Here is a 26338-nt window from a genome sequence, read left to right as displayed (position 1 = left end):
TTCTCCTTGAGATTTCAGCCACGAAGTCGATGACCGCCGAAGCTCGAATCATCCTTCCAAGGCATCACCGACCGCGCCTGCTCAATCGGATGCGTGATTCGCTTCGCGCAGAAACCCGCGCAAAAAAGGTACGGTAACCCGGCGCTGCGCCGCCAGTGACGCCTGGTCCAGGCGATCGAGCAGATCGAGCAAGGCGCCCAGATCGCGCGCATAGCGTGCGAACAACCAGTCGAGCACCGTGTCTTCGAGCTCGATACCGCGCGATGCGGCCCAGCTTTTCAGCACCTCGCGGCGCTCGGCATCGTCCAGCGGCTTCAAGGCAAACTGGGTACATGCACCCAGGCGCGAGCGCAGATCGGGCAACGCCAGCGGCAACTGAGTGGGCACCACCTCTGCCGCAAAGATCAGCGCAGTGCCTTCGGCGCGAGCACGATTGTAAAGATCGAACAGAGCATGCTCTGCTTCGCGATCACCGGCCAGTGTGTCCAGATCGTCCAGCGCGATGCATTCACTTCCCGACACGCCGCGAATTGCCACGGCAGGTTCGCGCAACGTCTTCAACGGCAGGTACTGCACGGTGCGTCCGGCCTCGTGGGCTGACTGACAAACGGCAAGCAGCAAATGGCTTTTGCCGCTGCCGGCAGGCCCACTCAGGTAAACCCATGGCGCTCCCGCTTGCCGGGCAAGCGATTGTGCGGCATCGACGGCGGCCGCATTGGCGCCGGCAAAGAAATGTTCGAAACGCTGGCGGCGTGGCCAGCGCAAACTCAACGGCAACTGCGCGGTCATGATTCGTGAGTGTCGTCGCCCTTGGCAACGTGGGTTGAAGTTGGCTCGGTGGCGCTCTGATCGTCGGCTACGGCTTCGGCGAGTACGGCATCGAGCGAACCTTGCTCGGTGTACAGATCACTCATCCTGTAGCGCTCGGCGAGATAACGCAGCACCACCAGGATCACCGAGGCCGCCGGCAACGCCAACAGCACACCGAGGAAGCCGAACAGATAACCCCCTGCCAGCACCGCGAAGATCACCGCCACCGGATGCAGGCCGATCTTTTCGCCAACCAGTCGCGGCACCAACACGTAGCCCTCCAGCAGCTGGCCGATGACGAATACGCCGATCACCAACAGCAAATGAGTCCAGTCGCCATGCGTGACCAGCGAAGCGATGATCGCTGCGCCGAAACCGGTGATGAAACCCAGGTATGGCACGAAGCTGAGCAGGCCGGCCACCATGCCGATCAACGGACCGACGGAAATGCCAACCAGGGTCAGCGCCACGCCGTAATAGATAGCCAGTGCCAGCATCACCAACAACTGGCCGCGCACGAAGGCGCCCAGTACCGCGTCGGATTCGCGCGCAAGATGCGCGACGGTGGGCTCGACCGAACGCGGCAGCATCCGATCGACCCAGGCCACCAGACGATCCCAGTCGCGCAACAGGTAAAACCACACCACCGGGATCAGCACCAGGTTGGTCAGCCACATCACCACGCCGACGCCGGAACGAGAGATTTTGCCCAGCACACTGCCGATCGAGCCCAGGTGCTCCTTCAACTCGGCCATCAGGCGATCGGTGTCGAAAGCATTCGGGTCCAGATGCAGCTTCGCCTGCAGCCACGGCAACGCGGTGCCCTTGCCCCACTCGATGTAGTGCGGAAAGTTTTCCACCAGGTTTTCGATCTGGCGCGCGATCAGCGGTATCAGCAGCAACAAGGCGGCTGCGATGAGCAGCATGAGCAATACGAACACGATGCTGACCGCCAGAGTGCGCCCCACACCGAGCCGTTCCAGCCGGTTGGCCAGCGGATCCCCAAGATAGGCCAGCATCGCCGCGATCGCGAAAGGCATCAGCACCGGCGCCAGCAGCCATACCAGCAGGCCTATGACAACGATGATCGCCAGCATTTGCCAACGGCGGGATGTCTCTTGGCTTATGGACACGAAAGGCTCATCGATCAGTGACGGGCGTGGGCGACAAGTGTGGCTGATGTAGCCGGCGGTTCAAAGCCTTGCGCTTCTCACGGTGGCACTCGCGCCGGATGCAGTGCGCGCCATGCGCGCCGTGACCAGCGGATGACGTAGTCCGTGCCGCTGGCCACGCAGAGTACCGCCACCAGCCAGCCAGGCAGCTCCGAGGCTGGCACCGGCCAACGGATCAAGGCCAGCAGCACGACCAGCAAATAGACGATCTGCATCAAGGTGCATGCTTTGGACAGGAGGCTGGGCTGCGGGTCGATGCGCCCCACCAGCACCCGCCACAGCAAGGCTCCCACGGCGATGACCCCATCGCGCCCGCACACCACCCACGCCAGCCACAACGGTACTTCGCCCTGCACGGCCAGGATCACGAAACAGCTCACCAACAACAATTTGTCGGCGATGGCATCGAGCATGCCGCCGATTCGGCTCTGCCAGCCGAAATGGCGCGCTAGAAATCCGTCAACGCCATCGGAGACGCCGGCAACCGCAACCAGCATCAGCGCCGATGACCATGCCCGGTGCGCGAGCAGCCAGCCGATCGGCAGCACGAGCACCACGCGCAACGACGAGATGGCGTTGGGCAGATGCCGCCATGGAGATTGCGGCGCGGAGGGCATCGCCGCCACGTCGGACTCAGTGGAGCCAGCGCAGGCTGACGTCGGCGCCGTCGTGCGCGCTGCCTTGCATGAGGCGCCCGCCCGCCGTGAGATTGGCCGCCAGGCCATCGAGCGGCATGGCGGATTTCACCGTCAGCAACACGCCGTCTTCCTGGCCGCCCAGCGTTTCGACTTTCTGTACCGAAGGATCGGAGCGCAGCGTCGCCATCAGGTTGGCGTAATCCATGGCCGAATGCAGTCCGCTCACCCACAGCTTGCCTTCCACCGGGCCGGAACCGATCACGTTCAGCGCCTGGCCGAGGCGATCCGCGGCGGCGTTGCCGCCGTCGGCGAACAAACTGTTCTGGTCACTGCCCTGGGCGCTCCAATGCTGGGCCTGGCCGCCGCTGATCAACGTCCAGTCGGCACCGTTGCCATGCAGCTCGCCTACCAATACCAGGCCGGTGTGGTAAAGGCGGGCGATCGCCGACATCGCCGCCGGATCGGCCGATTCCAGCTTGCCCAGGTCCGGCAGTTGGGTCGGATCGGCATAGCTGACCTGATAGCCGCGCTTGCTTGCGGTATCGGTCAGCACACCGAGAGCGTCCTTGCCGAGAAGATTGCCATCGGCCCCCTTGAGCACCAGCAACAGCGGCGGCTTGACGCCTGCGGTGGTGGCTCCCAATTGGGTGATCAGCCGCTGCACCGCCCCCTGGTCGAAAGAGACGTCCAGGGTAAGGCTGGGGGGATTGCCCTCGCCTCGCTGATACTGGAAATGCTTGACGATGCCACCGGCATTCTGCAGGGCGTCGGCATAGCCGGCCTTGCTGGTCAGGTCCTGGCCGCCCGATACCCGCGCCAATACCTGCCCCAGCGCGGTGCTGAATGCTTGGCTGCGTTGCGCGTCGCTGACGTCGGTGACCGGAACCACCACCGAATAGGGGGAGGTTTCCTGACTCAGGCCCGTTCTCGGCAGACCGACGACGAAACCGAGCAGCAAAGTGACGATCAACAAGCGGGAAAGGCGCATGGGAGGGCCGGGTTCGGAAGGGGGATACGGTGGAAAGTCTGCCCAATCCGACCCTTAACGTCTATCATTATGCGTTTTCCCAAGGCCGAGCCCGCCACCATGTCCGATGCCCTCACCTACCGCGCCGCCGGCGTGGATATCGATGCCGGCAATGCCGTGGTCGAACGCATCAAGCCGCTGGTCAAGCGCACGTTCCGCCCTGAAGTGATGGGCGGCCTGGGCGGCTTCGGCGGCCTGTTCAACCTGGGCACGCGCTACCAGGAACCCGTGCTGGTCTCCGGAACCGACGGCGTGGGCACCAAGCTCAAGCTGGCGCAACAGCTGGGCCGCCACGACACGATCGGCATCGACCTGGTGGGCATGTGCGTGAACGACGTGCTCGTGCAAGGTGCCGAGCCGCTGTTCTTCCTCGACTACTTCGCCACCGGCAAGCTGGACGTGGATACCACGGTGGCCGTGGTCGGCGGCATCGCCAAGGGCTGCGAACTGGCCGGTTGCGCGCTGATCGGCGGCGAAACCGCCGAAATGCCGGACATGTATCCGCCGGGGGAATACGACCTGGCCGGCTTCACCGTCGGCGCGGTGGAAAAGAGCCAGTTGCTGAGCGGCGAGAACATCGCCGCAGGCGACGTGATCCTGGGCGTTGCTTCGTCCGGCCCGCATTCCAACGGCTACTCGCTGATCCGCAAGATTGTCGAGCGTGCCGGCAGTCCGCTGGAGCTGGATCTGGGCGGTGTCAAACTGGCGGACGCGCTCATGGCGCCCACCACCATCTACGTCAAGCCGATGCTCGATCTGCTGAAGAACGCGCCCGTGCATGGCATGGCTCACATCACCGGCGGCGGACTGAAGGAAAACATCATTCGCGTCGTGCCCGACGGCCTTGGCCTGAAACTCGATGCGGACGCCATCGTGCTGCCGCCCGTGTTCGAATGGCTGATGCGTGAAGGTAACGTGGCGCGCGAGGAAATGTGGCGCACCTTCAACTGCGGCGTCGGCTTCACCGTCCTGCTGCCGCGCGACGCGGTCGCTGCCGCGCAGGCCCTGCTGGCCAAGCATGGGTTGGCCAGCTCGGTGATCGGCGAAGTCGTAAAAGCGCAAGGCGACGAGCGCGTTCACATCGGCTGATTGATGCCCACCCCGCTTCGCATCGCGATACTCGCCTCCGGGCGCGGCAGCAATGCCGCCGCCCTGCTGGCTGCGCGCGAGCGCGGCGAGTTGCCGGCGGAGTTCGTGCTGGTCGCCAGCGACAAGGCGGACGCCGGGGCGCTGCAACTGGCGCAACTGGCCGGCATTCCCACCTTGGTGCTCGATCCGCGCGACTACCCGGACCGCCGCGACTACGATCTGGCCCTGTTCGAACGCATCGCCGAACACAAACCGGACTTGCTGGTACTGGCGGGCTTCATGCGCATCATCGACGGCGACGCGCTGAAGCCATGGGCGGGACGGATGATCAACATCCACCCTTCCCTGCTGCCGAAGTATCGCGGCCTGCACACGCACCGCAGAGCGATCAAGGCCGGCGACGCGGAACATGGCGCCAGCGTGCACTTTGTCACCGCCGAATTGGACGGGGGCCCGGTGATCGCCCAAACCGTATTGCGGATCGAAGCGAATGAAGACGAAAACAGCCTCTCCGCTCGCCTGCTCCCGCTTGAGCACCAGTTGCTGCCGGCGGTCGTTGCGCTGATCGCCGCCGACCGCCTCGCACTGAGTGAAGAGGGTGTCGTGTTCGACCGCGAACCGATTCGCAAGCCATTGCGGATGGAAGACGGAACGCTCGTTCGATAGCCCCTGCAACGAGTCATTCAGGATCGACGCGTAAACTGCCGATCCCATGCGCACATTCAAACCCACCCGCCTCATTCTTGCCGGCCTCGTGCTTGCCGCCTTTACCTCCACCGCGTTCGCCGCGCCACCTGCGCCGTTCACGGCCACGTATCAGGTATCGAGCGGCGATCAACCGATGGGCGAAGCCACCATCACGCTCAAGTCATTGGGCAACGGCGAATACGAATACAGCAACCAGATCCAGGGCACTTCCGGCCTGGCTGCCGCCCTGGGCGCCAGTTCCAGCGACGTCACGCGCTTTCGCTGGAACAACGGCGCACCGGAAACGGAAACCTACAACTCCAAGACCGTCGCGCTGAAAACCAAGCAGCGGCTCATGCAGGTCAATTGGAATACCAAGCAGGTCAGCGTGAACGACGGCAAGGGGACGGGGACGTATGCGGCTCAGCCGGGCATGATCGACCGCAACATCCTGTCGCTGGCCATCGGCCTGGCACTGCGCGAAGGACGCAACGGCATCACCTTGCCGGTGGGCGTGAAGCAGCAGGTAGAGCAGCAACAGTTCAAGGTGCAAGGCACGGAAGCCGTCAAAGTGCCCGCAGGAAGTTTCACCGCCGAACGCGTTGCACGCACCAACTCGGACAAGCACTTCGACGGCTGGTATGTACCCAAGCAATTCGCATTGCCGGTGAAGATCGCGCAGAGCGACGGGGGCAACCTGACCCTGGAACTGGTTCGCTACCGTTCGCCATGAGAAAAGGGCCGCTGAAGCGGCCCTTTTCTTTTGCGATCGGCGAACGCCGGATCAGGTCGGCAGACGACGGATTCTCGCGCCGAGGGTGCCCAGCTTTTCCTCGATGTTCTCGTAGCCGCGATCGATGTGATACACGCGGTCGACGGTGGTATCGCCCTCGGCGACCAGGCCGGCCAGCACCAGGCAGGCCGACGCACGCAGATCGGTGGCCATGATCGGCGCGCCGCTCATCTTGTCCACACCTTGGATGATGGCGGTATTGCCTTCAAGGCGAATGTCCGCGCCGAGGCGCTGCAGTTCGTGCGCATGCATGAAGCGGTTTTCGAAAACCGTTTCGGTAATGATGCCCACTCCTTCGGCCACGCAATTGAGCGCGGTGAACTGCGCCTGCATGTCGGTGGGGAATGCCGGATACGGCGCCGTGGTGATGTTCACCGCTTTCGGGCGACGTCCCTGCATATCCAGCTCGATCCAGTCCGGACCGGTGGAAATGTGTGCACCGGCCTCTTCCAATTTGGCCAGCACCGCATCCAGTGTATTGGCGCGTGCGTTGCGCGCACGGACCTTGCCGCCGGTCATCGCCGCACCGACCAGGAAAGTGCCGGTTTCGATGCGATCGGGCAGCACTTCGTAGGACGCACCGTGCAGGCGCTCCACGCCATGGATCACCATGGTGGAAGTACCGGCACCTTCGATCTGTGCACCCATCGCGTTGAGGCAGTTGGCCAGGTCGACCACTTCCGGCTCCTGCGCGGCGTTCTCGATGATGCTGGTGCCCGACGCCAGCGCGGCCGCCATCATCACGTTCTCGGTACCGGTCACGGTCACCATGTCCATGATGATGCGCGCGCCCTTCAAACGCTTGGCGCGTGCGCGGATGTAGCCGTTTTCGACCGTGATATCCGCACCCAGGGCCTGCAGGCCGCGAATGTGCTGATCCACCGGCCGCGAACCGATCTGGCAGCCGCCGGGCAGCGAAACCTCCGCCTGACCGAAGCGCGCCACCAGCGGCCCCAGCACCAGGATCGAGGCGCGCATGGTTTTCACCAGCTCGTAAGGTGCGAAATAGCGATCGGTCGAACGCGGATCGACCTCGATCTTCATGCGGTCGTCCAACACCAGCTGCACGCCCATCTGGCCGAGCAACTCCATGGTGGTGGTGACGTCGTGCAGGTGAGGAACGTTGCTGATCGTAACCGGCTCTTCGGCCAGCAGACAGGAAGCGAGAATCGGCAAAACGGCGTTTTTCGCGCCGGAAATACCAACTTCACCGCGTAGCGGCTCGCCGCCGCTGATCAGAATCTTGGCCATCTGGAATCCTTGTAGAACGAAACCCGGGAGCGGCTGCAGCGTGCGTCAACCGCGCGCAGCGACTTCTTCCGGGGTCAGGGTCTTGAGCGCGAGCGCGTGGATGGCGCCCCCCATCAGGTCTCCCAGTGTGGCGTAGACCAGCCGATGGCGCGCCAGCGGCAGCTTGCCGGCGAACTGTGAGGCGATCACTTCGGCCTCGAAGTGCACGCCATCGTCCCCTTGCACGTTCACCTGTGCGCCGGGCAGGCCGGCCTCAATCATTGCCTGGATGCTGGCTGCGTCCATTACTCTCTCAAATTACTGGGATCCTGAACGCCGACCGCTCAATCACAAAGGGCAGGTCTGTGGCGTCAGGCATCAAGATAGAATGCGAATATGCCATGTTAATGGAAATCTGCTGTCGCAGAAACGACACAGGCCCGCCAGCCCCTCCCGAGGACGCATGAACGCCCCGATCGCCAAGCCCCAATCCACCCGCCGGGTGGACGCAGACGCCATCATGCAGAGTGCGCGGACGGTCATTGCCACCGAGGCAGCCGCTATCCGTGCCCTGGAGCCTCGCATCGACCAGAACTTCGTGGACGCCTGCCGGCTGATCCTGGCCTGCAAGGGGCGCCTGGTGGTCACCGGCATGGGCAAATCCGGCCACATCGGGCGCAAGATTGCCGCGACCCTGGCCTCCACCGGCACGCCGGCATTCTTCGTCCATCCCGGCGAGGCCAGCCATGGCGACCTGGGCATGATCCTGCCCCAGGACGTGGTGCTGGCCCTGTCCAACTCGGGCGAAACCGACGAGATCCTGTTCATCCTGCCGGTCATCAAGCGCCAGGGCATCCCGCTGATCTCGATCACTGGCAACCCCGAATCCTCCCTCGCCGGCCAGTCCGACGTGCACCTGGATGCGTGCATATCGGCGGAAGCCTGCCCGCTGGGCCTGGCGCCCACCGCCAGCACCACCGCCGCCCTGGTGATGGGCGACGCGCTGGCCATCGCCCTTTTGGAGGCTCGCGGGTTTACCTCCGAGGACTTCGCGCGTTCTCATCCAGCCGGGAGCCTGGGGCGCCGACTGCTGCTGCACATCAGCGACGTGATGCACACCGGTTCGGGCATACCCACGATCTCCCCCGATGCCAGCCTGACCGAAGCCTTGATGGAAATGACCCGCAAACACCTGGGTATGACCGCCGTGGTCGACCACGACCAGCACCTGCTGGGCGTGTTCACCGACGGCGACTTGCGTCGCGCCCTGGATGACGACGGCGTGGACCTGCGCAACGCCCGCGTCAGCGACCTCATGACGCGCGGCCCGAAGGTCATCGGCGCCGACAAACTCGCCATCGAGGCGGCGCAGCTGATGGAGAAATACCAGATTCACGCACTGCTGGTCGTCGACGACGCGCAGCGCGTGGTCGGCGCACTGAACATCCACGACCTGCTGCGCGCACGCGTGGTCTAACCACACACGGAACGACATGGGTTACCTAGCCAACCTTCCCGACGATCTGCTTGCCCGTGCCGCCAAGATCCGCCTGGCGGCTTTCGACGTCGACGGCACGCTTACCGACGGCCGCCTCTGGTATAGCGAAAGCGGCCATGAAACCAAGGTTTTCCACGTCCACGACGGACTGGGCCTGAAACGCCTGCAGGCGAACGGTATCCAGGTGGCCATCATCAGCGCCCGGATCAGCCATCCGGTCGCGCTGCGCACCGAGGAACTGGACATCACCCACGTGTACCAGGGCCAGAGCGACAAGCGCGAATGCCTGCGGCAGATTCTGGAAGCGCTGAATCTTGCGCCCGAACAGGCCGCGTTCGTGGGCGACGATCTGCCGGACCTGCCGGCCATGGACAGCTGCGGCCTGGCCATCGCGGTCGCCAATGCGCACCCCTGGGTGGCCCAGCGCGCGCATTGGCAAACGAGCCTCGGCGGCGGCATGGGCGCGGTGCGCGAAGCGTGCGACCTGCTTTTGCACGCGCAAGGCAAGGCCGTGGCGGAGCGGGAGCACTGGCGGTGAATTTTCGCCAATACCTGAGCGACAACCGCATCACCGTCGCCATCGTGGCGCTGGCCATCGCCGCTCCCGCCAGCTGGCTGCTGCGCAGTTGGGTCGTGGGAGCGCCCGAAGTCAACGATTTCGTCGGTCCGCCCATTTCCGACTACGTGCTCTACACCTCCAAGGTGTGGAGCTACGACGTCGACGGCCAGCTCAGCTTCACCATGACCGCGCCACGCATGGATCGCCGCGGCGGCGACGAATCGATGTATATCAACGACCCCGTCTTCGACATCGCCGCGAAGAAACCGGGCGTCCCGGACTGGCACGGCAATGCGCCGGCCGGCTGGGTCAACAAGAGCGGCACCCTGATGCGCTTGTATGGCGGACTGGTGTACATGCAGCGCCCTGCCTACAAGCAAAGCCTCACGGGAGCGTTGAGTCCCATGGCAACATTATGCACCTCCAATGTGACCGGCTGGCCGAAAGAGAACCGCATCCAGACAGCGGACCCGGCCACCATGACGCAGGGAGCCAGCGTAATGAACGGCATCGGCATGCGGGCCAATCTAAACGATAACCATCTGGAGTTGCTCAATGACGTGCACGGCCTGCTCTATTCAAGCCAGAACAATGCTGTGGCTAAGCCTGTTGACTGCCAGTCTGTTGCTGCTGCAGCCGGCGCTGGCAAAGCAGGATGACCGCAATCAGCCGATCAACGTCGTACACGCCGACAGCATGGACGGCTACAACCAGCCTAACTCCGTCAGTACCTTCAAAGGCCACGTGCTGATCACCCAAGGCACCATGAAGCTGACCGGCGACATCGCCAAGATCTACACCGCCAAGGAAGACACCTCCGTCGATCACATCATCGTGACCGGCACGCCTGCGAAGCGCCCGCACATCGAGCAGCTCGACGACAACAACAACCTGATGACGGGCGACGCCGACCAGCTGAACTACGACAACGTCAACGGCATCGCCATTCTCACCGGCAACGCCTTCGTCCATCAGCAGAACAAGGGCGACGCGCACGGCGCCAAGCTCACCTACAACACGCAGACTTACTACATGGTCGGCGAAAGCGGCAACAACGGCCCGGTCACGATGACCTTCCTGCCCAAGCAGAAACCGCTGCCGCCGCCGAAGAACGGCAAGCCCGCCACCCCGCCCGCCCCGGCCAAGCCGGCCGCCGCACCGGCAGCCAGCGCGTCCAAGCCGCCGGCTTCGGCTTCGAGCGCCTCCTCGCCGGCATCCGCCGGCAGCGCGTCCACCAAGGAATAACCGCTACATGCTTTCCGCAGAAGGCCTGCAAAAAAGTTTCCGCGCACGCCAAGTGGTGCGCGATTTCGCGTTCTCCATCCGTCAAGGCGAGGTCGTCGGCCTGCTGGGCCCCAACGGTGCCGGCAAGACCACCTGCTTCTACATGATCGTCGGCCTGATCGAAGCCGACGGCGGCAGCATCAAGCTGGACAAGCAGGACATCACCGGCCTGCCCATGCATGCCCGCGCCAAACTCGGCATCGGGTACCTGCCGCAGGAAGCCTCGGTATTTCGTCGCCTCAGCGTATCGGACAACATCATGGCCGTGCTGGAACTGCGCGAGCCGGACCAGCGCAAGCGTGATGTGCAGTTGGAAAGCCTGTTGGACGAACTCAAGATCTCGCACATTGCCGGACAGAAAGGCATCAGCCTTTCCGGTGGCGAACGCCGCCGCGTCGAAATCGCCCGCGCCCTGGCCGCGGAGCCTCGCTATATGCTGCTGGACGAACCGTTTGCCGGCGTGGACCCGATTTCGGTCGGCGAAATCCAGCGTATCGTGCGGCACCTGAAAGAACGCGGCATCGGGGTACTAATCACCGATCACAACGTACGCGAGACGCTGGGCATTTGCGACCGCGCCTACATCATGAACGAGGGCGAGGTGCTGTCGCGCGGCACGCCGGCCCACATCCTGGCCGACGAGAAGGTTCGCGAGGTCTATCTCGGCCGCGAATTCCGCCTGTAATAGCGCAACTCAGGCCGCTCCACAAGCCCTAGTTTGAGCGGTTTCACATCCACGTACACGGCCGGCTGATCCGGCCGTGACAAGTATGGCCGGCGTTCCGCCGAAGGGTTAGGATGAAGCCAAGTTCCCCCTTCTGGCTGGCATGAAACCAGGGCTCCAGTTCCGCCTAAATCAACAGCTGGCTCTTACGCCGCAACTGCAGCAGGCCATCCGGCTTCTGCAATTGTCGCAACTGGAGCTGGCTGCCGAATTGCGCCAGCTTGCCGAAAGCAATCCGCTGCTTGAATTCGCCGAAGATGCCGACGGCGAACAGGAAGAAAACGAAGCCGACAGCGAATTCGAAAGCGACTTCGACACTTCGGTGTCGGCGGGCAGCGAAGCCGCCTCCAGCAGCGACAACAACGACGAAGCACCGGAGTGGACGGAGCCGGACATCAGCACGGACGAGCCGATCGATTTTTCGTCCAGCAACGGCAGCGGCCAGAACAATCGCGACGACGAAAGCCTGGAACCGCAAAACGCCGCACCGGAATCGCTGCAGGAACACCTGCTGTGGCAGCTCAACCTCACGCCGATGGATCCGCGCGCCAAGGCGATTGCCACGGTGCTGATCGATGCCTTGAATACGGACGGCTATCTGGGCGAGGGCCTGGACGCCGTGCTCGCCGCGCTCCCCCCGCATCTGAAGGCTACGCTCGAGGAAGTGGAAGGCGTGCGCCGCCAGTTGCAGCACTTCGATCCGGCCGGCGTGGCGAGCATCGACCTGCAGGATTGCCTGCGCGCCCAGCTCGAGCAATTCGACCCCGATACGCCGCATCGCGATCTTGCCCTGCGCATCGTCGAGAACGAACTGGAGCTGCTTGCCCGCAACGACATGGGCAAGCTCGCGCGCCGGATGCATGCGACCGAGGAAGAAACCACCGCCGCCGCGATCCTGATCCGCAGCCTCGACCCGCGGCCGGGCGCGGCCATGGACACCACCCCGGTGGAATATGTCGCCCCGGACGTCTATGCGCGCAAGGACGGCACCCGCTGGCGGGTTCTTCTCAATCCCGAAAGCCAACCCAAACTAAGTCTTAACCACCACTATTGCAGTCTGATAGCCCAGGCACGCAGCGATGATGCAAGCTGGATGCGCGGTCAACTGCAAGAAGCGCGGTGGCTCATCAAGAGTTTGGAGTCCCGTGCCGAAACACTGTTAAAGGTGGCGGACGCGATCGTGCGCCGGCAAAGCGCCTTCCTGGACTACGGTCCGGAGGCGATGCAGCCGTTGGTGCTGCGCGAAGTGGCAGAAGAGGTGGGTATGCATGAGTCGACCATTTCACGCGTGACAACCCGCAAGTACATCCACACGCCGCGCGGCACTTACGAACTCAAGTATTTCTTCTCCAGCGGCGTGTCCACGGAAGATGGCGGCAGTGCTTCGGCCACCGCTATTCAGGCCATGCTGCGCAAACTCGTCGACGGCGAAGATCCGCGCAAGCCATTGTCGGATCAGGCGCTCGCCGAAGAACTTCACGGCAAGGGCATTCAAGTGGCCCGACGCACCGTGGCGAAGTACCGGGAAATTCTTCGCATCCCCAGCTCCAGCGAGCGACAGCGAAACAGCTGAATCCGGTTGTCTCCGTCATTCACGACGGGGAACTTGCCACTCGAGGAAACGTTCCCACATTCAATACCAAAGGCTTTGCTTCACGGTGCAACGACCGTTTCACGGCGATCCGCGCACCGACCCACGCCGCCCACGGGCGGCCAGCTCTAGTAAGGAGGCGCACCATGCAATTCCAACTCAGTGGTCAGAAGATCGAAGTCACCCAGGCCCTGCGCAGTCACGCGGAAGCCAAACTCGATCGATTGACCCGCCTCGATGACCGCATAGTCAGTTTGAGTATCGTGATTTCGGTGGACAAGCTGCAGCAACGCGCCGAAGGCACGCTCAACGTTGCAGGCAAGACCCTGCATGCCGAGGCAGCCGAGAACGACATGTACGTCTCCATCGACAAGCTGTTCGACACACTCCTCACCCAGCTGCGCCGTCACCGTGAAAAGCTGTGTGACAAGCACCAGCGCGAAGTCTACGAAGCGCGCCAGGCCGCCATCTGACCCAAACCCGCGCCCGCCTCCGCTAAGACGGGAGGCGGGCAGCCGGAAGAACCATCCGCCAACCCCCGATCCGCCGCCCTAAGCTCCCGATTACAACCCGCCGCCGCCAAACTGGCACAATGTTCCCGCCGCCACTCCGGACCAGACGGTCCCGCGGCACAAAGGAACGTTCTTGGATCGGCTTACCGCAAGACAACTCTACGATGACATCCACGAGCGCATGGCGCTCCGGTGGATTGCGGGCATGCGCGGCGAAAGCCGGGTGCTGGAGTACGGCTCCACGCCCGCCCGGCGGCCATCGCTGGTGGGCTACCTCAACGTCATCTACCCCAACAAGATCCAGATCATCGGCACCGAAGAGCTGAGCTATCTCGACGGTCTCGACTCGCGCCAGCGCTGGGAAGTGGTACACAAAGCCGCCGCCACCCAGCCGGTGGCATTCATCGTCACCAAGGATCAGCCGATTCCTGCCGACCTGCGCGAAGTGGCGGAAGAAACCAATACCCCACTCTGGCTCAGCTCCAAGCGCGGCCACGAGTTGCTGACCTGGATGCAATACCACCTCGCGCGCACCATGGCGCCCCGGCTCACCTTGCACGGCGTGCTGCTGGAGGTGTTTTCGATCGGCGTGCTGATCACCGGCGAAGCCGGTTCGGGCAAAAGCGAACTGGCGCTGGAGCTGATCAGCCGCGGCCACCGGCTGGTGGCCGACGATGCTCCCGAATTTACCCTGATCGCACCTGACGTGATCGACGGCGCCTGCCCGGAACTGCTGCAAGATTTGCTGGAAGTCCGCGGACTGGGCGTGCTCAACGTGCGCGAGATGTTCGGTCACACGTCGGTGAAAACGTCCAAGTACCTGCGCCTGGTGATCCATCTCAAGCCCATGCGCGATGGCGAATATACCGATGCGATGACGCGCCTCACCGGCGACGTGGGCCATCGCGAAATCTTCGACGTACAAGTACCGATGATCACCCTCCCCGTCGCTCCCGGCCGCAACCTGGCCGTGCTGGTCGAAGCGGCCGTGCGCAGCCACATGCTCAAGAGCAAAGGCATCGATCCGGCCATGAGCTTCATGGATCGCCAAGCCCACCAAATGCGTCGCCTGCCCCCCTGGTAATGCCATGAGCCTGCAAGAGAGCATCTTTTCTTCGGCCGACGATCCGAACGCGATCCACCTGGTGGTACTCACCGGGATGTCCGGAGGCGGCAAGACCGTCGCGCTGCGGGCACTGGAAGACCTGGAGTTCTACTGCGTCGACAACCTGCCCAGCGCCCTGCTTCCGCAACTCGTGAACGCGGCCACGCACGGCGACATCCATCGCCGGCGCATCGCGGTCGGCGTGGACGTACGCAATCGCGACGAAGATTTCCGGCACATGCCCAAGGTGCTCTCATCCCTGGCATCGGCGGTGCACGTCCACCTGATCTTCATCGACTGCAACGACGCCGTACTGATCAAGCGCTATTCCGAAACGCGCCGGCGCCACCCGCTTGCCACGCGCGGGCTGTCCCTCGCCGACGCCATCGCCGAAGAGCGCCGCCTGTTGCGTCCGTTGATGGCGATCGCCGAACGCGTGATCGACTCCAGCGAGTTGAACGTTCATCAGCTGCGCCGACTGATCGCCACCGGCTACGCGCAGACCACCGCCGGCCTGACGCTGATGTTCCAGTCCTTTGCATTCCGGCGCGGCTTGCCGCTGGATTCGGATTTCGTTTTCGACGCGCGTTGCCTGCCCAATCCGCACTGGAACCCTACCCTGCGCCCGCTTTCGGGCAAGGACGGCCCGGTACGCGATTTTCTCGACGCGCAGGCCATGGTCGGCGAGTATTTTTCCGACACCACGCGCTGGCTGGACAACTGGCTGCCGCGTTTCGAAGCCGACGATCGCAGCTACGTCACCATCTCCATCGGCTGCACCGGCGGCCGGCACCGCTCGGTGTACCTGGTCGAGAAGCTTGCCGCACATTACCGCACCGGCCGCGAAGGCGTGCTGACATTCCATCGTGAACTCGAGTGATATCCATGCTGTCTCTGCATAACTCAAGCGAAGCCGCCGTGTCATGAGCGTCGGCGTACTCCTGATGACCCACGAATCGGTCGGCCAGGCGCTGGTGAAAGCAGCCCGTCACGTGCTGCCGAAACTGCCGCTGCGGGTCGCCACCGTGGAAGTGCCCGCCCGAGCCGATCCGGACGTCATGCGCACGCTTACGGCCAAGCATGCGCGCGAACTGGATCACGGCGACGGTGTGCTGGTGTTGGCGGATCTTTACGGCGCCACTCCATGCAACATCGGGCTGTCCTTGAGTGCGGTCGGTGTCAGGCTACGCTGCGTTTCCGGTTTGAACTTGCCCATGTTGTTGCGCGTACTGAACTACGCCGACAAGCCGCTGGATGAACTTGCGGAAATCGCGGCCAGCGGCGGTCGCGGAGGAATTTTCATAGACCATGCTTGAAAAAGAAATCGTCGTCTCCAACAAACTGGGCTTGCATGCCCGTGCATCGGCCAAGCTGGTGCAACTGGTGCAAGGTTTCAAATCCACCGTCTGGCTGATCAGCAAAGGCCGCGAGGTGAATGCACAAAGCATCATGGGCGTCATGATGCTGGCGGCAGGCATTGGCACCTCGCTGACGGTACGCGCCGACGGTCCGGACGAATCCGTGGCACTGGACGCGGTGGTGGAACTGTTCAATCGCAAATTCGACGAAGGGGCGTGAATGAGGCAGGGAACAGGGAACGGGGAACGGGGAACATCGCGCTCACTGCGAGATGCAACCTTGCGCGCTGAACACACGCCTCGTTCTTGCTTTTCCCATCGCTGTGCCATGGCTGAGCAACAAGCTGCCATCTCGCGCACCCTGCACGTTCCCCGTTTCCCGTTCCCCGTTCCCGGCAGCCTCAAAGGGGGCTGCCCATGAGGCAAATCCTCTCCGGCACCATGGCATCGCGCGGCATGACCCTCGGTCGCGCAAGGCTGGTTCAACCCAGCCGCTACCTGGTGGATACGCGCCCGCTTACCGAAGAAGAAGTCGCCTCGGAACTCGAACACCTGCACGCGGCGCTGGACACTGCGCGCCAGGAGTTGCGCGAGTTGCGCGGCAAGCTGCACGGTGCGCTGGCGCGCGAGGTCAACGAGTTCATCGATGCCCACGCGTTGCTGCTGGACGATGCGGAACTGCTGCGCGGCCTCGACGAAATGATCACCATCGGCCGCTATCGCGCCGGCGCCGCCCTGAAGAAACAGCGCGACCGCCTGGCGGGCGTATTTGCCGCGATGGACGATCCGTATTTGCGCAGCCGCATGGAAGACGTCGACCAGGTCATCGGCCGCGTCATTTCTGCCCTGCAACGGCAAACCAGTGCCGAGGAGCGCAAGCTGGCTGCGCGCGTCGGCGAGATTCTGGTGGCCGACACGCTGGCGCCGGCCGACATGGCCCACCTGGCCGGCAACGGTCTGCTGGGCGTCATCACCAGCTCAGGCAGCCCGTATTCGCACAGCGCCATTCTTGCCCGCAGCCTGAGCCTGCCGATGCTGGTGGGCACGCGCGACGCACTGTCGACCATTCACGACGACGACCTGATCCTGCTGGATACGGAACGCGGCGAGGCAGTGGTGCACCCCACCGCGCAGGACCTTGCCCACTATCGCTCGTGGCAACGCGAAGCCGCCGCGGAAGGCCGGCGGCTGGCCAGTCTCGCCAACGCGCCTACGCGTACGCGCGACGGCATCGACGTGCGCTTGCTTGCCAACGCCGAATCCGCTTCCGATGTCGCCCTGGCTCGTTCTCGCGGTGCCGACGGCATCGGCCTGTACCGCACGGAGTTTCTGTTCCTGCGCCACAAGGGCCTGCCCTCCGAGGACGAGCAGTTCATCGCCTATCGCGACGTCGTGCTCGGCATGGGCGGCGCGCCCGTCACCATCCGCACACTGGACCTGGGCGCCGACAAGGCCGACGCTGCAGGATTGGTGATCCGTGGCGAAGAAAACCCCGCCCTGGGCGTGCGCGGCGTACGCCTTTCGCTGCGCCATCCGGCCGTATTCACCACCCAGATTCGCGCCATCCTGCGTGCCGCCTGCTACGGCCCGGTGCGCGTGCTGGTGCCCATGGTCACCCAGCCCGACGAATTGATCGCCGTGCGCACGCTGTTCAAGCTGGCGCGGCAGGAATTGAAGCGCGAGAACATCGACCTGCCGGAGAAACTGGCTCTTGGCGCGATGATCGAAGTTCCCGCCGCCGCCATCAACGTGCGTGCGCTGCTCGAATACTCGGACTTCCTCGCCATCGGCACCAACGATCTGGCGCAATACGTGCTGGCGGCCGACCGCGGCAACGATGCGCTGGAAAACATCTATAACCCGTTGCAGCCAGCCCTGCTGCGCTTGCTGTCGCACGTCATTTCAGCAGGACGCCGCGCCGGCAAGCCGGTAAGCCTGTGCGGCGAAATCGGCGGGGATGTGAGCTTCACCGCGCTGCTCCTGGCCCTGGGCTTGAACGAATTCAGCATGCATCCCAGCAAGATCCTGCACGTACGCGATCGCCTCGCCACGCTGGATCACGCCCTGCTGCGCTCGCAAGCGCCAAAACTGATTCGCGCCAGGACCCACGAAGAAGCCGAGGCCCTGCTCACCTCGATCACCGGCTGCCAGCACGCTGACATTGACCTGTAAGGCGTCAGGATACCGATTGCAGGAAGGCTTCCAGCGCTGCGCCGCGATATTTTTCCCGATGCAGCAGAATGGAAAGCTTGCGCTGCAGATCGAGGAACGGTGTTTTCAAGGCGACCAGACGCCCCGTCGCCAAGGCATCGGTGACCGCTACCTCCGGCAGGCAGGCAATGCCGAGGCCGGCCGCCACCGCCTGCTTGATCGCCTCGATCTGATCAAGCTCCATCACCGTTTCGCCCGCCGGCAGTTGCATCAGCGCGCGCTCGCTGGTCGCCCGCGTGGCCGAGCCTGGCTCACGCAATACCCATCGCGCGCCGGCAAAATGCTCAGGCTTGAGGTCGCGTTTCTTGGTCAGGGGATGATCCGGGGCGGCGCACACCAGCAAGCCGTCATCGCGCCAGGGCCGCACTTCGATCAACGGGTGGGTTACCGGCCCTTCCACGCACCCGACGTCCAGGCTGTGGTCGAGCACGGCGGCGGCAATGTCGCCGGTATTGGCCACGCGCAGGCGGATGGCAACCTGGGGGTACATTCGCACGAAGTCCCCCAACAATTCGCCGACGCGATAATTGCCGACGGTATTGCTGGCCCCGATGCGCAGGTCGCCTGCCAGCGTAAGGGCTTCCCCGGAAGCGCGCCGTCCGAACTCGGCGTGCCGCTCCAGCAGTTCCTGCGCGAGGGGCAATAATTCGCGCCCGCGTGCATTGAGGTGCAGGCGCCCGCGTTCGCGGTCGAATACCGGAGCGTCCAGCTGACGCTCCATTTCGGCCAGTGCCATGCTCGCCGCGGGCTGGGTCAGGTGCAGGCGGTCGGCGGCGGCCCGTACACTGCCGTGCATGGCGATCTGCACGAAAACTTCCAGTTGGCGCAAGCTGACGTTGAGCATCAGCTTAGTTTATATAGTCAATTAGATATTTCAAATTTTCCTAATCGATGCCGTTTCGGACAATAGCGCAGTCCCCCCAGGGCTCTTCGCCATGAACGCCACATCGATCCCCATGACCACTCCCAGTCTGCGTTTGCGTGCCTCAGGTCTACTGCTTGCCATCGGCATTGCGCTGGCGGCCTGGTTTCTCGGTCGCGCCGTGCCCGTGATCGGCGGTCCCGTGTTCGGCATCCTGCTGGGCATCGTGGTGCGCAACCTGCTTTCGCCCTCGGAGAGCTTCACCCCCGGCATCCAGTTCGCCAGCAAGCAGGTGCTGCAGTGGTCGATCATCGCCCTGGGCTTCGGGCTGAGCCTGACCCAGGTGGCGAAGACCGGCATGGAGTCGCTGTCGGTCACGTTGGTCACCATGACCACGGCGTTCGTCACGGCCTTGCTGCTCGGCCGCCTGATGAAAGTGCACAACAAGCTGCAGATATTGATCGGCGTGGGCACCGCCATTTGCGGTGGCTCAGCCATCGCGGCAGTAACGCCGATCATCAAGCCGGACGACCACGACACGGCGTTTGCCATCTCCACCATCTTTCTGTTCAACGTCGTGGCGGTGCTGCTGTTCCCATTGCTGGGCCACCTGCTCCATCTGTCGGACCTGGGATTTGGCATGTGGGCGGGAACGGCCATCAACGACACCTCGTCCGTGGTCGCGGCCGGCTACAGCTACAGCAAGGCCGCCGGCGATTTCGCCACCATCGTGAAACTCACCCGCGCCACGCTGATCATTCCCATCTGCCTGATCCTCGCCGTCGCCGTGGCCGTGCGCGAAAAGCGCGCCGCCAAGCAGGCGGGGACCACCAGCGACTTCAGCCTGGGCCGCATCTTTCCCTGGTTCATTCTGTGGTTCCTGGTCGCTTCGGCCGCACGCACGGCCGGCTTCGTGCCGGTGGCGATCCAGCCGCTGCTGCATCTGGCTGCGGAGTTCATGATCATCGTGGCACTGACGGCGATCGGGCTTTCGGCCAATCTGCGCAAGATGGCTTCGGCCGGTGCGCGGCCGATCCTGCTCGGCTTGGGCGTGTGGGCGGCGGTGTCGATCAGCAGCCTGCTGGTGCAACTGGCAATCGGACAGCTGTAAGCCGGTCAGCGTCCCTGCTCGGCCAGGGTGAGTGCCACCTTGTCGCGCAGGTACACCGGCAGGGCCAGTTCCGGAGCCAGGGCGCGGCCCGCTTTGAATTCGCCTACGGCCAGGGTGGCAACGTGGCGTGCCTGCGGATAGCAATGCCCGTCGGCCGAGCGCAAGGCGTTGCCGACGTGACGCCCCAGCGCATCGGCATAGGTACCCCACCCGGAGCCCACGACGTGCCAGGCGGAAGCCTGCGGCAGCGACAGCGATTCGGCTGTGCAGACACGCTCATCGTCCATCGCAACCAGGCTTCCATCATGGTCCCGCCGATAGCTGGCCGCATAGATCTCGCCCATGCGCGCATCGATCACCGCCAGAATCGCCGCATCGTCCTCCGGCGCCTCCAGGGCAAGCGCGGCCAGCGACGAAACCGTCACCACCGGCACGTCCAAGGCCATGGCCATGCCCTGCGCCAGGGAGATCGCCAGGCGCACACCGGTAAACGCCCCGGGGCCACGTCCCACCGCGATGCCATCCAGCGCATGACGACCGATGCCGGCTTCGGCCAACAGCTCGTCCGCCATCGGCAAAACACGCTCGGCGTGGCGGCGCGGTGCCAGTTCGCTGCGGGCAACGAGCGTCTCGCCGTGGACCAGGGCGACGGAGCAGGCTTCGGTGGCGGTTTCGATGGCTAGCAGGTTCATGCACCCATTCTCGCATTCCCAGGCAATCCGCTACAGGCGGGCTTGAAACCCGCCCGCTGCCGCACTTTTTGGCAGCCCTCGCCCCGGCCCGTACAATGGGGGTTCACCTGCCCCAACCACCGCGCGCCCGACCGGCGCGCAAACGCGAGCCCCTGATGGAAAAGAGTTTCGAGCCCCGTCCGATCGAGTCGAAGTGGTACGCCCGCTGGGAAGCCGGCGACGTATTCCGTTCGTCGGGGCACGGCGAGCCTTATTGCATTCTGCTGCCGCCGCCGAACGTGACCGGCACCTTGCACATGGGCCACGCTTTCCAGCAGACCGTGATGGACATGCTGATCCGCTACCAGCGCATGCGCGGCATGAATACGCTGTGGCAGGTGGGCACCGACCACGCCGGCATCGCGACGCAGAAAATCGTCGAAAACCAGCTCGCCGCGGAGCAGAGAACCCGCCACGACCTCGGCCGCGAACCGTTCGTCGATCGCGTGTGGCAGTGGAAGGAAGAATCCGGCTCCACCATCACCAACCAGATGCGCCGCCTGGGCGTTGCGGCGGACTGGTCGCGCGAACGCTTCACCATGGACGAAGGCCTCTCCGACGCGGTGCGCAAGGTGTTCGTGGAGTGGTATCGCGCTGGCCTGATCTACCGTGGCAACCGTCTGGTGAACTGGGATCCGGTGCTGGGTACGGCGGTATCGGACCTGGAAGTGAACAACGTCGAGCGCGACGGCCACATGTGGTCGATCCGCTATCCGGTCACCGACGGCGATGAGAGCATCGTCGTGGCCACCACACGTCCGGAAACCATGCTGGGCGACGTCGCCGTCGCCGTGCATCCGGAAGACGAACGCTATCAACACCTGATCGGCAAGACGCTCACCTTGCCGCTGAGCGGCCGCCAGATTCCGGTGATCGCCGATGACTACGTCGACAAGGATTTCGGCACCGGTTGCGTGAAAATCACGCCCGCGCACGATTTCAACGACTACGCCATCGGCCAGCGCCACAAGCTTGCCCCGATCGAGATATTCACGCTGGACGCGAAGGTCAACGCCAACGCGCCGGCCAAATATCAGGGCATGGATCGCTACGACGCACGCAAGGCCGTGCTCGCCGATCTCGAGGCCGCCGGCCTGCTGGTGGAAACCAAGCCGCACAAATTACAGGTGCCGGTGAGCCAACGTTCCGATGCAGTGATCGAGCCGATGCTGACCGACCAGTGGTTCGTCGATCTCACCAGCGACAAAGGCCGCCAAGCCATCACCGAGCCCGCGCTCGACGCGGTGCGTTCGGGCGAGATCAAGTTCGTGCCGGAAAACTGGACCACCACCTACACGCAGTGGCTGGAAAACATCCAGGACTGGTGCATCAGTCGTCAGCTCTGGTGGGGCCATCGCATTCCTGCCTGGTATGACGAAGCCGGCAACATCTTCGTCGGCGAAGACGAGGCCGATGCGCGCAAGCACGCCACCATTGCTCCCGTCGGCGCGTTGAAGCAGGACGACGACGTGCTGGACACCTGGTTCAGTTCCGCGCTGTGGCCGTTCTCCACGCTCGGCTGGCCGGCCAACGGACCGGTGAAGAACGAGCGCGGCGAAGTGGTCGCCCATTGGGAGATCGACAAGATATTCCTGCCCAGTGCAGTGCTGGTCACCGGCTTCGACATCATCTTCTTCTGGGTCGCGCGCATGGTGATGGCGACCAAGTATTTCACCGGCAAGGTGCCGTTCCGCGAGGTGTACATCAACGCCATCGTGCGCGATGCGGAAGGCCAGAAGATGTCCAAGTCCAAGGGCAATACGCTGGATCCGCTGGACCTCATCGACGGCATCGAGCTGGAACCGCTGGTGACCAAATCCACCAAGTCGCTGCTGATTCCGCAAGTGCGCGAAAAGGTCGAGAAACGCATTCGCAAGGACTACCCCCAAGGCATTCCCGCCATCGGCACCGATGCCTTGCGCTTCACCTTCGCGGCCCTCGCCAGCTACAGCCGTACGATCAATTTCGACATCAAGCGTGCAGAGGGCTACAAAGCGTTCTGCAACAAATTGTGGAATGCGGCGCGCTTCGTGTTGATGAATGTGGAGGAAGCAGGTACCGGGGAACGGGGAACGGGGAACGTGCCCGCCACCGAAGCGGAAAGGTGGATTCTCACGCGGCTCAAGCAGACGTTGACGGAGGTCGAACAGCACTTTGTCACCTATCGTTTCGACTTGCTGGCGCAGGCGCTGTACGAATTCGTGTGGAACGAGTATTGCGACTGGTTCCTGGAACTCTCCAAGCCGGCACTCAATGGCGACGATGCGGCAGCTGCGGCATCCACCCGCCACACCCTGCTGGTCGTGCTGGAAACCGTGCTGCGTGCGCTGCATCCGATCATTCCGTTCATTACCGAGGAAATCTGGCAATCGGTGGCACCGCGGCTTGGCATCGAGGCAGACGGCATCCTGCAGCGTCCTTGGCCGAAGGCCAGCGAGATTCCCGCCGATGAAGCGGCCACCGCCGAAATCGAGTGGTTCAAGAATGTGCTCAGCGGCATTCGCCGCATTCGCGCCGAAATGAACATTCCGCCGGGCAAGGCCATTCCGCTGCTACTTGCAGACGGCGACGCCACCGACCGCGCGCGCTCCGGCAAATTCGCCGCGCAGATCTGCTTCCTCGCCCGCGTGGACGCACCGCAATGGATCGCATCGGGCACCGATGAGCCCGCCGCGGCCGCAGCCGTGGTCGGTTCCATGCGCGTGCTGATTCCGCTCGCCGGACTGATCGATCTGGGCGCGGAGAAAGCGCGCCTCGGCAAGGAAATCGGCAAGATCGAAAGCGAAATCAAGAAGTGCGAGAACAAACTCGGCAACGCCAACTTCGTTGCCAACGCACCGGCGGAAGTGGTGGCGCAGGAGCGTCAGCGCATTGCCGACTGGGGCACGCAACTCACCGCCTTGCGCGAGCAACTGCAGAAATTGGGCTAACCCAGGCGGCATTCCCTCTCCCGTCCGGGAGAGGGAAAAGTCGTGCTTCACGACAAGGGGAAATCCAGCGCCATCACGATCGCATCCTCGCGCCCTTCGTGCGCAGGGTAATAGCGCGGACGGCGTCCGATTTCCTGAAAGCCCATCGACGCGTAAAGCTGCTGGGCATTCGGATTGGACGGCCGTACTTCCAGAAAGACCCGCTCGGCGCCGTTCCAGCGGGCGATGTCCAGCAGTCGACGCATCAAGTGGCGCCCGAATCCTTGCCCTCGCTGCGCCGGATCGATACAGACATTGAGCACGTGTGCCTCACCGGCACCAACCGAAAGAATGCCGTAGCCGATGACGCTCCCATCCAGGCACAGCACCCAGGACGGATGGCCGGCCTTCAGGCAGTCCCCAAAAATACCCATGCTCCAGGGGAAGTCGTAGGAGACTTGCTCCAACTCACTCACACGCTGCAGATCGTCGCGCCGCATGGCGCGCATCTCCAGCGCGGGGCGTGCTACCGCGACCAAGACGGCAGGGCTCCCGCCAATGCGCGGCGCATCGTGCGCAAGGCTTGCCACAGTCGGCGTTTGGCCGCGGCTTGGCTCAGCACGTCGGCAGGCGCGTCGGCCAGGACGATGTGCGCGTTGTGCATGACCTCCGCAGGCAACGCCCGCCCAAGGCTGTGCGCCTGCTGCTCACCAAACACCAGATAAGCCTGTGCGTGCGGCACCTGCATGCTTTCGCTGTCAGTCGCCTCGATCCGCGCAGCACGCGCCAGCTGCGGACCGAATGCACACAGCGCACGCCCCAGCAGATCGAGTTCGCGCACGCCGCATCCTGCCGGCAACACGATCACCACGCCTGCGGCGCCCGGCGGTTCCGCCGCAGCCATCGGTGCGATCGCTTCGGGCATGACCGCGGCAGTAGCGCGCCGGTGCCAGGAAACCACACCCAGCGCACGCAACACGCGGGCGCGGTGAGCCGCGCTGGCGGGCTGGGCGCTCATACGGCTCCGCGCCGCGGGCGCTTGCGGTGCGTGGCCAGGCCCCACAACGTCAACACCGGCCCTGACAGCAGATACAGCGTGAACACCACCAGCAGGACGCGTGGCGGATCGACGAAGAACGGCACCAGCACCAGCACGGCGATCAGTATCCAGAGGAACGGTACCTTGTCCCCCATCGGCAGCGACTTGAAGCTGTAGTAGCGGAAACGGCTCACCATCAGCAAACCGACGATCACTGCCATGAACGGCGTGAACACGTCCAACTCGTCGCCGGAAATGCCGAAATTGTCCATGCTCCACACGAACGACATGCACACCGCCGCCGCGGCAGGGCTGGCCAATCCCTGGAAATAACGCTTGTCGATCACCGCGACCTGCGTGTTGAAGCGTGCCAGGCGCAAGGCGGCGCATACCGCGTAGATGAAAGCGGCCGCCCAGCCGATCTTGCCCGGTATGGGGCCATATTCGCGCAGGCTCGACAGCGACCAGTTGTACATGACCAGCGCCGGGGCCAGGCCAAAGCTCACCAGATCGGACAGCGAGTCGTACTGCACGCCGAACTCGCTTTGCGTGTTGGTCAGGCGCGCCACGCGGCCGTCCATGCCGTCCAGCAGGGCGGCCACGAAAACGGCGATGGCCGCATCTGTAAAGCGGCCGCCGATGCTCGCGACAATGGCGTAGAAGCCGGCGAACATGGCGCCAGTCGTGAACAGGTTCGGCAAAAGATAAATACCGGGATGCCGCGGCGCCCGGACTGGCGTGCTATCGCTCATGAATCCATCCGTGACGGGATGCCTAAAGTGTAGCAGGGGGACCGGAAAACGCCCTCACCGGCGGGAGGAACGTGCAAGAAAGCACGTTCTTGGCATTTCGGCCCTGCCACCGCTTGAGTCCGGCCCGCGCCGGTTGTTAACTAGTGCAGCGCCTCGTTATCCCTTTCGGAGTCTTTCTATGCGTCGCCTTTCCATTGCCATCGTGCTGCTGCTGGTTGCGCCACTGGCCGCCGCCCAGGTCTACAAATGGACCGACGCCCAAGGCACCACCCACTATTCCGAGACTCCCCCGCCGGTCGGTACCAAGTACAGCCAGGTCACAGTAAGCGGTGCGGACGTTCCTGCCTCCGGATCCGGCTCGGACAACAGCGCCCCTGCCCCCGCCCCGGCGTCCACGGCTGGTGGCAGCACGACTCAGGGCTCGCTGCCGGACACCCCGGAAAACCGCACAAAGCTCTGCGCATCCCTGCACTCCAATATTGGCGCCTTGCAAGGCAGCGGCCCGGTCGTCATGCAGGGACCGAGCGGCACCCCGCAAGTGCTCAACGCGGACCAGCGCAAGCAGCAGTTGGACGCCAGCCAGTCGCAATACAACCAATACTGCAGCAACAACCAATAAGCGCCCGTTGGCGCTCCGCGCTTTCCC

General features: G+C 63.8%; 29 protein-coding genes. 18 read left to right on the top strand and 11 right to left on the bottom strand.

The features are described 5' to 3' along the window. Positions 1 to 81: 81 nt before the first annotated feature. From hda to ISS99_RS12645, 4 genes are all read right to left on the bottom strand, one after another. Positions 82 to 789 (bottom strand): DnaA regulatory inactivator Hda, encoded by a 708-nt coding sequence (gene hda / locus ISS99_RS12660; protein ID WP_204631980.1) that lies wholly within the window; start codon positions 787 to 789, stop codon positions 82 to 84. Further along, complete coding sequence (locus tag ISS99_RS12655; RefSeq protein WP_204632660.1) at positions 786 to 1907, bottom strand: AI-2E family transporter; 1122 nt, start codon at positions 1905 to 1907, stop codon at positions 786 to 788. Before ISS99_RS12655 ends, hda begins: the two co-directional genes overlap by 4 nt. Positions 1908 to 2020: 113 nt before the next feature. Further along, on the bottom strand, positions 2021 to 2599 hold the full coding sequence (locus ISS99_RS12650; protein ID WP_239538010.1) for a CDP-alcohol phosphatidyltransferase family protein: 579 nt from the start codon (positions 2597 to 2599) through the stop codon (positions 2021 to 2023). Between the two features lie 16 nt (positions 2600 to 2615). Next, positions 2616 to 3608 carry a DUF2066 domain-containing protein gene (locus ISS99_RS12645; protein WP_204631978.1) on the bottom strand — a complete coding sequence of 331 codons (993 nt, stop codon included), beginning with the start codon at positions 3606 to 3608 and terminating at the stop codon, positions 2616 to 2618. A 99-nt stretch (positions 3609 to 3707) separates the two neighbouring features. On the opposite strand from ISS99_RS12645, the gene purM reads away from it, so the two are divergent. From purM to ISS99_RS12630, 3 genes are read left to right on the top strand one after another with little or no spacing between them, the layout of a single operon-like run. Continuing rightward, complete coding sequence (gene purM / locus ISS99_RS12640; RefSeq protein ID WP_204631977.1) at positions 3708 to 4736, top strand: phosphoribosylformylglycinamidine cyclo-ligase; 1029 nt, start codon at positions 3708 to 3710, stop codon at positions 4734 to 4736. Between the two features lie 3 nt (positions 4737 to 4739). After that, positions 4740 to 5402, top strand: coding sequence for a phosphoribosylglycinamide formyltransferase (gene purN / locus ISS99_RS12635; RefSeq protein WP_204631976.1), 663 nt, complete (start codon positions 4740 to 4742; stop codon positions 5400 to 5402). A gap of 46 nt (positions 5403 to 5448) precedes the next feature. After that, positions 5449 to 6156 carry a DUF3108 domain-containing protein gene (locus ISS99_RS12630; RefSeq protein WP_204631975.1) on the top strand — a complete coding sequence of 236 codons (708 nt, stop codon included), beginning with the start codon at positions 5449 to 5451 and terminating at the stop codon, positions 6154 to 6156. Positions 6157 to 6207: 51 nt separating this feature from the next. Here ISS99_RS12630 and murA read toward each other — a convergent pair whose 3' ends face one another. Together murA and ISS99_RS12620 are read right to left on the bottom strand one after the other, a co-directional pair. Continuing rightward, positions 6208 to 7467 (bottom strand): UDP-N-acetylglucosamine 1-carboxyvinyltransferase, encoded by a 1260-nt coding sequence (murA, locus tag ISS99_RS12625; protein ID WP_204631974.1) that lies wholly within the window; start codon positions 7465 to 7467, stop codon positions 6208 to 6210. A 45-nt stretch (positions 7468 to 7512) separates the two neighbouring features. Then, complete coding sequence (locus ISS99_RS12620; protein ID WP_204631973.1) at positions 7513 to 7752, bottom strand: BolA family protein; 240 nt, start codon at positions 7750 to 7752, stop codon at positions 7513 to 7515. A 157-nt stretch (positions 7753 to 7909) separates the two neighbouring features. On the opposite strand from ISS99_RS12620, the gene ISS99_RS12615 reads away from it, so the two are divergent. The 12 genes from ISS99_RS12615 to ptsP all read left to right on the top strand — a co-directional run bounded on the left by ISS99_RS12615 (position 7910) and on the right by ptsP (position 18249). Beyond that, on the top strand, positions 7910 to 8923 hold the full coding sequence (locus ISS99_RS12615; protein ID WP_204631972.1) for a KpsF/GutQ family sugar-phosphate isomerase: 1014 nt from the start codon (positions 7910 to 7912) through the stop codon (positions 8921 to 8923). A 16-nt stretch (positions 8924 to 8939) separates the two neighbouring features. Further along, entirely contained in the window at positions 8940 to 9482 is a 543-nt protein-coding gene (locus tag ISS99_RS12610) for a KdsC family phosphatase (RefSeq protein WP_204631971.1), read from the top strand. After that, entirely contained in the window at positions 9479 to 10162 is a 684-nt protein-coding gene (gene lptC, locus ISS99_RS12605) for an LPS export ABC transporter periplasmic protein LptC (RefSeq protein WP_204631970.1), read from the top strand. The genes ISS99_RS12610 and lptC overlap by 4 nt, the downstream gene beginning before the upstream one ends. Next, positions 10113 to 10748, top strand: coding sequence for a lipopolysaccharide transport periplasmic protein LptA (gene lptA / locus ISS99_RS12600; protein WP_239537918.1), 636 nt, complete (start codon positions 10113 to 10115; stop codon positions 10746 to 10748). The genes lptC and lptA overlap by 50 nt, the downstream gene beginning before the upstream one ends. A 7-nt stretch (positions 10749 to 10755) precedes the next feature. Next, entirely contained in the window at positions 10756 to 11472 is a 717-nt protein-coding gene (gene lptB, locus ISS99_RS12595) for an LPS export ABC transporter ATP-binding protein (protein ID WP_204631968.1), read from the top strand. 142 nt (positions 11473 to 11614) lie between these two features. Next, positions 11615 to 13084, top strand: a complete 1470-nt coding sequence (locus ISS99_RS12590; protein WP_204631967.1) for an RNA polymerase factor sigma-54 — start codon at positions 11615 to 11617, stop codon at positions 13082 to 13084. Positions 13085 to 13248: 164 nt separating this feature from the next. Continuing rightward, positions 13249 to 13575: a ribosome hibernation-promoting factor, HPF/YfiA family gene (gene hpf / locus ISS99_RS12585; RefSeq protein WP_204631966.1), complete on the top strand. Its 327-nt coding sequence runs from the start codon at positions 13249 to 13251 to the stop codon at positions 13573 to 13575. A gap of 172 nt (positions 13576 to 13747) precedes the next feature. After that, positions 13748 to 14698, top strand: a complete 951-nt coding sequence (gene hprK / locus ISS99_RS12580) for an HPr(Ser) kinase/phosphatase (RefSeq protein ID WP_204631965.1) — start codon at positions 13748 to 13750, stop codon at positions 14696 to 14698. A gap of 4 nt (positions 14699 to 14702) precedes the next feature. Beyond that, positions 14703 to 15599 carry an RNase adapter RapZ gene (gene rapZ, locus ISS99_RS12575; RefSeq protein WP_204631964.1) on the top strand — a complete coding sequence of 299 codons (897 nt, stop codon included), beginning with the start codon at positions 14703 to 14705 and terminating at the stop codon, positions 15597 to 15599. A 43-nt stretch (positions 15600 to 15642) separates the two neighbouring features. Beyond that, complete coding sequence (locus ISS99_RS12570; RefSeq protein WP_192553691.1) at positions 15643 to 16035, top strand: PTS sugar transporter subunit IIA; 393 nt, start codon at positions 15643 to 15645, stop codon at positions 16033 to 16035. Continuing rightward, entirely contained in the window at positions 16028 to 16297 is a 270-nt protein-coding gene (locus tag ISS99_RS12565; RefSeq protein WP_204631963.1) for an HPr family phosphocarrier protein, read from the top strand. Before ISS99_RS12570 ends, ISS99_RS12565 begins: the two co-directional genes overlap by 8 nt. A gap of 197 nt (positions 16298 to 16494) precedes the next feature. Further along, on the top strand, positions 16495 to 18249 hold the full coding sequence (ptsP, locus tag ISS99_RS12560; protein ID WP_204631962.1) for a phosphoenolpyruvate--protein phosphotransferase: 1755 nt from the start codon (positions 16495 to 16497) through the stop codon (positions 18247 to 18249). 4 nt (positions 18250 to 18253) lie between these two features. On the opposite strand, the gene ISS99_RS12555 is transcribed toward ptsP, so the two are convergent. Continuing rightward, positions 18254 to 19132, bottom strand: a complete 879-nt coding sequence (locus ISS99_RS12555) for a LysR substrate-binding domain-containing protein (protein WP_204631961.1) — start codon at positions 19130 to 19132, stop codon at positions 18254 to 18256. 199 nt (positions 19133 to 19331) lie between these two features. Here ISS99_RS12555 and ISS99_RS12550 point away from each other — a divergent pair, with 199 nt between their 5' ends. Then, positions 19332 to 20261 carry a YeiH family protein gene (locus tag ISS99_RS12550; RefSeq protein WP_425490480.1) on the top strand — a complete coding sequence of 310 codons (930 nt, stop codon included), beginning with the start codon at positions 19332 to 19334 and terminating at the stop codon, positions 20259 to 20261. Positions 20262 to 20266: 5 nt separating this feature from the next. Here ISS99_RS12550 and tsaB read toward each other — a convergent pair whose 3' ends face one another. Further along, a complete protein-coding gene (tsaB, locus tag ISS99_RS12545) occupies positions 20267 to 20953 on the bottom strand; it encodes a tRNA (adenosine(37)-N6)-threonylcarbamoyltransferase complex dimerization subunit type 1 TsaB (protein ID WP_204631959.1) in 687 nt (228 codons plus the stop codon). A gap of 155 nt (positions 20954 to 21108) precedes the next feature. Here tsaB and ISS99_RS12540 point away from each other — a divergent pair, with 155 nt between their 5' ends. Then, positions 21109 to 23922, top strand: coding sequence for a valine--tRNA ligase (locus tag ISS99_RS12540; RefSeq protein WP_204631958.1), 2814 nt, complete (start codon positions 21109 to 21111; stop codon positions 23920 to 23922). 47 nt (positions 23923 to 23969) lie between these two features. On the opposite strand, the gene rimI is transcribed toward ISS99_RS12540, so the two are convergent. From rimI to pssA, 3 genes are read right to left on the bottom strand one after another with little or no spacing between them, the layout of a single operon-like run. After that, positions 23970 to 24440: a ribosomal protein S18-alanine N-acetyltransferase gene (rimI, locus tag ISS99_RS12535; RefSeq protein ID WP_239537917.1), complete on the bottom strand. Its 471-nt coding sequence runs from the start codon at positions 24438 to 24440 to the stop codon at positions 23970 to 23972. Further along, complete coding sequence (locus tag ISS99_RS12530) at positions 24428 to 24919, bottom strand: hypothetical protein (RefSeq protein WP_204631957.1); 492 nt, start codon at positions 24917 to 24919, stop codon at positions 24428 to 24430. The genes rimI and ISS99_RS12530 overlap by 13 nt, the downstream gene beginning before the upstream one ends. Next, complete coding sequence (pssA, locus tag ISS99_RS12525; protein WP_204631956.1) at positions 24916 to 25692, bottom strand: CDP-diacylglycerol--serine O-phosphatidyltransferase; 777 nt, start codon at positions 25690 to 25692, stop codon at positions 24916 to 24918. The genes ISS99_RS12530 and pssA overlap by 4 nt, the downstream gene beginning before the upstream one ends. A gap of 178 nt (positions 25693 to 25870) precedes the next feature. On the opposite strand from pssA, the gene ISS99_RS12520 reads away from it, so the two are divergent. After that, positions 25871 to 26311, top strand: coding sequence for a DUF4124 domain-containing protein (locus tag ISS99_RS12520; RefSeq protein WP_204631955.1), 441 nt, complete (start codon positions 25871 to 25873; stop codon positions 26309 to 26311). The last annotated feature ends 27 nt before the right edge of the window (positions 26312 to 26338 follow it).

It is taken from the genome of Dyella mobilis (assembly GCF_016904945.1).
Taxonomy (GTDB): Bacteria; Pseudomonadota; Gammaproteobacteria; order Xanthomonadales; family Rhodanobacteraceae; genus Dyella_B; species Dyella_B mobilis.
The sequence above is the reverse complement of the archived record's forward strand: the minus strand, read 5'-3'. Positions and strand labels throughout refer to the sequence as shown.